At 42.9% G+C, this 7,237-nt stretch carries 6 protein-coding genes and 2 tRNA genes; 5 read left to right on the top strand and 3 right to left on the bottom strand.

All coding sequences use genetic code 11. The annotated features are described in order from the left end of the window. Nucleotides 1–8: 8 nt before the first annotated feature. On the top strand, nucleotides 9–1,493 hold the full coding sequence (locus AB5Z01_RS11135) for a glutamate synthase subunit beta (RefSeq protein ID WP_287216202.1): 1,485 nt from the start codon (nucleotides 9–11) through the stop codon (nucleotides 1,491–1,493). A 137-nt stretch (nucleotides 1,494–1,630) separates the two neighbouring features. Here the strand turns inward: AB5Z01_RS11135 and AB5Z01_RS11140 are convergent. After that, a tRNA-Thr gene (locus tag AB5Z01_RS11140) sits at nucleotides 1,631–1,706 on the bottom strand. A gap of 66 nt (nucleotides 1,707–1,772) precedes the next feature. Then, the gene (locus AB5Z01_RS11145) at nucleotides 1,773–2,663 is read right to left on the bottom strand and encodes an ATP-binding protein (RefSeq protein WP_287216201.1); all 891 of its coding nucleotides are present in this window, start codon (nucleotides 2,661–2,663) and stop codon (nucleotides 1,773–1,775) included. Between the two features lie 304 nt (nucleotides 2,664–2,967). On the opposite strand from AB5Z01_RS11145, the gene AB5Z01_RS11150 reads away from it, so the two are divergent. The 3 genes from AB5Z01_RS11150 to AB5Z01_RS11160 are packed head-to-tail and all read left to right on the top strand — an operon-like array spanning nucleotide 2,968 to nucleotide 4,539. Continuing rightward, on the top strand, nucleotides 2,968–3,525 hold the full coding sequence (locus AB5Z01_RS11150; RefSeq protein ID WP_287215197.1) for a CYTH domain-containing protein: 558 nt from the start codon (nucleotides 2,968–2,970) through the stop codon (nucleotides 3,523–3,525). 26 nt (nucleotides 3,526–3,551) lie between these two features. Continuing rightward, complete coding sequence (locus tag AB5Z01_RS11155; protein WP_287215199.1) at nucleotides 3,552–3,704, top strand: hypothetical protein; 153 nt, start codon at nucleotides 3,552–3,554, stop codon at nucleotides 3,702–3,704. After that, the gene (locus AB5Z01_RS11160) at nucleotides 3,685–4,539 is read left to right on the top strand and encodes an amino acid ABC transporter substrate-binding protein (RefSeq protein ID WP_287215201.1); all 855 of its coding nucleotides are present in this window, start codon (nucleotides 3,685–3,687) and stop codon (nucleotides 4,537–4,539) included. Before AB5Z01_RS11155 ends, AB5Z01_RS11160 begins: the two co-directional genes overlap by 20 nt. A gap of 124 nt (nucleotides 4,540–4,663) precedes the next feature. Here the strand turns inward: AB5Z01_RS11160 and AB5Z01_RS11165 are convergent. Further along, nucleotides 4,664–4,756 (bottom strand) — tRNA-Ser (locus AB5Z01_RS11165). Nucleotides 4,757–5,207: 451 nt separating this feature from the next. On the opposite strand from AB5Z01_RS11165, the gene AB5Z01_RS11170 reads away from it, so the two are divergent. Beyond that, nucleotides 5,208–7,088, top strand: coding sequence for a GGDEF domain-containing protein (locus AB5Z01_RS11170; protein ID WP_287215202.1), 1,881 nt, complete (start codon nucleotides 5,208–5,210; stop codon nucleotides 7,086–7,088). Nucleotides 7,089–7,237 lie beyond the last annotated feature (149 nt).

Here is a 7,237-nt window from a genome sequence, read left to right on the forward strand (position 1 = left end):
GTTGAGATATGGGAAAGCCAACTGGTTTTATGGACTATAAGCGTGAGGACGCAGCAGCGTTCTCCGTTGAGGAACGTATAAAGAATTTTAATGAATTTCACACTCCTCTTTCAAAGGAGGAGCAGCAAAAGCAGGGAGCAAGATGTATGGACTGCGGTGTGCCGTTCTGTCAGGCAGGAATGAAGATAGGCAACGCATTTTCAGGCTGTCCGCTTAACAATCTTATCCCTGAATGGAACGACCTTATATACAAGGGCAACTGGGAGCAGGCATATTACAGACTCCATATGACGAACAATTTTCCTGAGTTCACATCAAGAGTTTGTCCTGCACTTTGCGAAAAAGCCTGCACCTGCGGAGCTAATGGCGACGCTGTTACCACAAAGACTAACGAATACGGCATTATTGAAAATGCCTATGCCTGCGGATATGCTTCAGCAAGAGTGCCAAAGGTAAGAACAGGAAAGACTATCGCTGTTATAGGCTCAGGCCCGTCAGGTCTTGCTGCCGCTGACCAGCTCAATCAGAGAGGTCACAGTGTAACAGTTTTCGAGCGTGAGGACAGAGTGGGCGGTCTGCTTATGTACGGCATACCGAACATGAAGCTTGAAAAGCAGATAATCGAGCGCAAGATAAACATAATGAAAGAAGAGGGCATCGAGTTCCGCACAGGCGTTGATGTGGGCAAGGATATCACAGCGGCTGAACTTCTCAAGGACTTCGACAGAGTAATACTTTGTTGTGGTGCTTCAAACCCTAGAGATATCAAAGCCGAGGGCAGAGATGCAAAGGGTATCTATTTTGCAGTGGATTTTCTGAAATCCACAACAAAGGCGCTGCTGAACGGCGGTCTTACGGATAAAAACCACATTTCCGCAAAGGGCAAGAACGTCATGGTAATAGGCGGCGGAGATACGGGAAATGACTGCGTTGGTACAAGCGTAAGACATGGCGCAAAGAGCGTTTTGCAGCTTGAAATGATGCCAAAGCTTCCTGACACGAGAGCCGAGAACAACCCATGGCCGCAATGGCCAATGGTATGCAAGACAGATTACGGTCAGGAGGAAGCTATCGGTGTGTTCGGTCATGACCCGAGAGTTTATCAGACAACTGTCAAGGAGTTTCTCAAAGACAAAAAGGGCAATCTCAAGGGCGCAGTGCTTGTAAAACTTTCCCCAGAGAAAGACCCTAAGTCAGGCAGAACGATAATGAAGCCTGTTGAGGGCAGCGAATACAAGGTAGAAACTGAGCTTGTTCTTATTGCGGCAGGCTTTCTGGGATCTGAAAGCTATCTCACAAAGGCTTTTGGCGTTGAGGTAGACGGCAGAACGAATATCGCAACTGCCGACGGCACACATCAGACGAACGTGAAGAATGTCTTTGCCGCAGGTGACGTGCACAGAGGACAGTCACTTGTAGTATGGGCTATCAGAGAGGGCAGAGATGTTGCCCGTGAGGTGGATAAGAGCCTTATGGAGTATACAAATCTGTAATACGAGATAAAAATATAACACCGTCCGAGGAGTTCGGGCGGTGTTTTTTGTGTGTAGGGTATCGTACCCATGGGCGGCGACAAAAAAATCCGCTACCATAAATGATAGCGGATTTGGGTGCAGGTGCAAGCACCTGCTGGAGCTGCTAACCGGGCTTGAACCGGTGACCTCGTCCTTACCAAGGACGTGCTCTACCTACTGAGCCATAGCAGCAAACCAATTACAGTAATATATTATACACTATCTCTGCCGCTTTGTCAAGCCCTTTTCACAACTTTTTTACTCTATTCCCTTATCATCATCGTCATCTGCCTGAACGCTTGGGTCGTAATCATCATATGTGTCCATAAAATTGTACTTCTTGCCCTTGCATTCGTATTGTATCACAGTGCGCAGATTGACGTTATAAACGCTCTTGAAAATGTTGTTTTCGATGTTGGGATTGGTGGCACGAAACTTTGCTATAAGCTCCTTCATTTCCTGCCGCTTTGATACCTCACCCTTTTTCTCTAACCCCTCGTAGCTCTCAGTGAAACGGCAGGCACAGCGGATAAAATGCAGATCGTTCTGCTCCACCCAGCGGATAATGTCCGCCTCTTTCACCATGTACAGTGGTCTGATAAGCTCCATGCCTGCGTAGTTCCTCGAGTGTAGCTTAGGCATCATAGTCTGAATCTGTCCTCCGTATACCATGCTCATGAGTATGGTTTCTATAACATCATCAAAATGATGTCCCAAAGCTATCTTGTTGCACCCAAGATCCTGCGCAAATTTGTAAAGCCAGCCACGTCTCATTCTTGCACAAAGATAGCATGGGTTGCGTTTTGTATTGTATGCAATGTCAAAGACCTTTGTTTCAAACATTTTTATGGGTATTCCCATAAGCGCCGCATTGTCGATTATTCTCTGTCTGTTGGCATCGCTGTAGCCTGGGTTCATTACAATAAATTCTAGCCCTATGTCCATGCCCTGATATTTCTGCAAATGCTGCATACACTTAGCAAGAAGTATTGAGTCCTTGCCGCCTGATATGCACACCGCTATTTTGTCCCCGGGCTTTATCATATCGTAACGCTCATATCCCATTACGAATTTATTCCATATATCTCTGCGAAAATCAGTAACGATGCTCCGCTCTATCTTTTGCTGTGGCGTCAATATTCTTGACATCTCAAACTCTCCTTAAATTCATATACTTAAATTCTACTATTTTTATGGGAATTTGTCAACCATATTCATGTTGACATTATATTGTGATATTGTTATAATAAAATAAAGGCAATACCGCACAAAGATTGTGCGTCAGATGCGTAGTCAGATTTTTTGTCAGATTGCATAAAAATTCCGCAGGCATACTGTCGTATGTCAAGGGATTTTTGTGTGATATGACGGAAAATCTGCAAGCAGATGGCGTGCAAAGCCGTCAGGCGGGCTTTGTGCGGTGTTGCCTAAAGTATTAAAGCAGGAGGATATCATGAGCGAAAATATAGAGCGTGAGATAAAAATTTCTCTCACAAAAGAACAATATAACACCGCTGAAAAGCTTTTTCAGTGGGGCAAAATAATAGAGCAGACCAATTTTTATTATATCCCACAAAGAGATTCAGGCATGACAAGTATCCGTGTCAGGCAGATAGGCGAAAAGTATTTTTTGCAGCTTAAAGCACCTATCTCCGAAAACGGTGCACTTCATGTGAAAAAAGAGTATGAACAACAGCTTGACAGCCTGCCTGAAAAGCTCACCGCACAGGAGCTTTCACAGCTTGTGGGGAGAGATTTCCCTGCCGCTGACCTTGCAGGCTCTTTGCATACTCAGCGCAAGCTCTGCACCGATTTCGACCATGTTGAGATATGCCTTGACAAAAGCGAATATCTCGGCTTGACAGACTATGAGTTGGAACTTGAATATACAGCCGACTATCCCGAAAAGCCTTTGGAGATACTGAAAAATGCAGGTATCACACAGGGAGAAGCGGTAATAGGCAAGTATGCAAGATTCATGGAAAGAGCCAAAAAGCTTGGTAAGTGCTGATTTTCGCTTATCTGCGGTCATTTTCTATGAAAAAGCACCCACAGCCTGCAAAGGTTTGGGTAATAATGATAATTGACAGTGACGTTATAATATGTTATTATATTAAAGTGTTAAAACGTATGAAATGGTATTTTGACGATACCCGAAAGGAAGTTAATAATGAAAAGATCTATTTTTAAGACTATCGCATCACTTTCTGCTGCTGCCATGATGCTTTTGGCTGTAGGCTGCGGAAGCACATCTGATTCTTCATCAGCAGCAGGCGCAAACAGCACAGCCGCTGCAACAGGCGAGGATAACTCACTTCAGAAAGTTCTTGATTCAGGCAAGCTTGTGCTTGGTCTTGACCCAACATTCAAGCCAATGGGCTACACGGACGAGAACGACAACATCGTAGGCTTTGATATCGACGTGGCAAAGGAAGTTTGCTCAAGACTTGGTGTAGAGCTTGAAACTTACTCTGTAAACTGGGATACAAAGGAGCAGGACCTTAATGCCGGCACAATAGATTGTATCTGGAACGGCCTTTCTGTCAGCGATGAGAGAAAGAAAGTAATGCTCATGAGCGAGCCTTACATGAAGAATGAAATGGTGTTTGTTGTAAACGGCTCAAGCGACGTTGCTTCACAGGCTGATCTTGCAGGCAAGAACATTGCCGTACAGAACGGCTCAACAGCACAGGAAACACTTCTTGCATCTGACGTTGTAGCAAATGGTGCGACAACAACAGAGCTTGCAACAAATGTTGAAGCCCTCCAGCAGTTGGAGCTTAACATGGTAGACGCAGCGTTCCTTGACTCAGTAGTTGCAAATTACGAGATATCCACATCAGGCAAGGATTACAAGGTGCTTCCTGACGGCCTTGACCCAGAGGAGTACGCTATCGGATTCAGACTTGGTGATCAGGCACTTTGCGACAAGATCGAGGAGATCCTTCACGAAATGAAGCAGGACGGCAAGCTCGCTGAGATATCAACAACTTGGTTCGGAAGCGACATCACGACCATAAAATAATCGCAAAAACAATTCAATCGGACAGTCTTCGGGCTGTCCGATTTTTTTGCTTTACTAAGTTTTTCTGCGTGTCATATCTTTAGAAAATAAAAAGTCTCGCAAACAACGTGTTTACGAGACTTTTTGGCGGAGAAGGAGGGATTCGAACCCTCGATGAGCTATTAACCCATACACGAGTTCCAGTCGTGCGCCATAAACCGGGCTAGGCGACTTCTCCAGTTTATCATTTTTTATATGTGTCACACTATCTAAGCGACTTTAATATTATACCATATGATCTTTTACTTGTCAAGACATTTTTGAAACTTTTTTGTTCTTTTCTTATTCAGAAGTACTGTGTAAAAAAGTTTTCTCTGCGATGCTTTATTAACAATGTTCTGAAAAATTTTCATTTTATTTTCTATATGAACATGTTACCGAAAATTTTCGCAATTTCGAAAACGATTAAGCAAATCATTTAGTTGATTTATAACAAATTTAATCAAATATATGTATTGGTAATATTGAAAAAAGCTTAATGATTTTACCGCAAAAATAAAAAAGTCGTTAAAAAGTTTACGAAAATTCACAAAATGCCTTTGACAACTCGTGGCAAATGTGGTATAATATTTGAATGACTGTAGGATGCAGTGCGTCTAAATGCAACATTATAGAGAAGGTGAGACATTTTGGGAAGAAAACGCATTGGAGTGATATTGTCTGAGGCAGAAAGCTATTATCAGGAAAGATTGCTGAAAGGCGTAATGACAAAGGCTTTTCAGCTTGACTATGATGTGCTTATCTTCACAAGCTTTGTCAAAGTGTCATTCTTAAAAGCAGTGTCTGTTGGAGAAATGCAGATATATGACGCTATAAATTATGATAAGCTCGATGGCGTTATCGTTTTGGCAGATACATTAAAAATGCCTGGGCTTTTTGACAAAATATGCAGGGATATAGATGAGAAATGTCATGTTCCTGTGGTTTTTATAGATGGAAGCTATAAGGACTATGAAAGTATTTATACCCGTGACGAAATACCCTTTATGCAATTGACAGAACATCTTATCGAGGTCCATGGATGCAGGAAGATACTTTTTCTGAGCGGTCCGCTGGAGACTGCCACCACTCGTGAACGGCTTGCGGGATATAAGCGTGCCCTTGAAAAGCATGGCATAGAGTATGATCCAGACTTTGTCTGCTTTGACGGAGGCTTCTGGTATGATAAAGCGGCAGAGGTGGCAAATAATATCATCTATGGCAGACGTAAAAAGCCTGACGCTATCGTTTGCTGTGGAGATTATATGGCTATAGGCGTTGTACATGAATATCAGAAAAACGGTTTGAGCGTGCCTGAGGATATGATAGTTGCAGGTTATGACGCAATAGACGAGGCTATCCATTGCGTGCCAGCTATAACCTCTTGCTCACCGCCGATCTTTGAAACTGGCGTGAACGCAGTAATGACCATTGAGGCAAGGATCAAAGGCGTTGAACCGCAGGGCATTATAGAGGACGGCGGCAAGGTGGAGATAGGTGCTTCCTGCGGCTGTCATGAGGATTACAGCTATACAAAGCGTGATCTTTTATCATCTCAGAACAAGATGAACTATCATGACTTTTTGGACAGCAGTATGACCGATATAATGGCTTGCTCTAAAGATCCCGATGATCTGATGGCCAGAATACAATATTTTCTCTATCTTATCATTGGTCATGAGAGGTATTATCTCTGCCTTAATGAGGATTGCCTTGGAGAGCATGAGATAGTCGGTGAGATCTCCACTGTTCCAAAGGAATATACAGAAAATATGGTGCTTTATATAAGAAACGTTGACGGCAAAAGCAGAACTCTTCATGATCCTTTTGAACTCAAAGAGATATTTCCTGATCTGGATGAAGAACGAGAAAGCCCTTGTGCATTCTTTATCACCCCGGTACATTTTATAGATCGGTGCTATGGCTATGCTGTATTGTCTTACGGTGACGAAATAAAATCGATAGATATCACTTATCGTAATTGGACAAATCATGTAAGCAATGCTCTGGAATCAATGCGGATACGAAACTCCATAGCTAATCTTGCAGTCCGTGACGCTATGACAGGTGTTTATTCGAGAATAGGCATTGAGAAAAATATCCAGTTTGTTGTTGACAGAATGTCAAATCCGAAAAATAAGGCTTTTATCGCTGTCTGCGATCTGGACTGTCTTAAAAAGATAAATGATAATTTTGGCCATAACTGCGGTGATATTGCAATAAAAGCGATCGCAGACGCAGTTTTGGCTTCGACAAAAAATAACGAGATATGCGCAAGGATAGGCGGCGATGAGTTTGTGGTGATAGGCTGTAACGACTATAACGACAACTATCCTGAACGATTTTCTGCAAGGGTCAACGATCGTCTTAGGGTATATAACAAGTTTGCAGGTAACGAGTTTGAGGTCAGCGTTAGTATAGGCGGTATTTGTAAACATATAACAGATATCCACGAGCTTGAAGATATGTTTACACAGGCGGATAAGATAATGTACGCAAGTAAATTGGAAAGACATAAAAACAGGAAATAGCAATAGATAAAATATCAGTGTATTACAACGGACGGTCAGTGATCGTCCGTTTTTGCGTGTGAGAGACACATATTGTAGGTTTGTCAATCATATTGGACACTATTATTAAGAAATTCGATAGGCGAAAACCATTTGAGGGGACGCATAGG

The organism is Ruminococcus sp. RTP21359st1_H3_RTP21359_211015 (assembly GCF_040909065.1).
Classification (GTDB): domain Bacteria; phylum Bacillota; class Clostridia; order Oscillospirales; family Ruminococcaceae; genus Hominimerdicola; species Hominimerdicola aceti.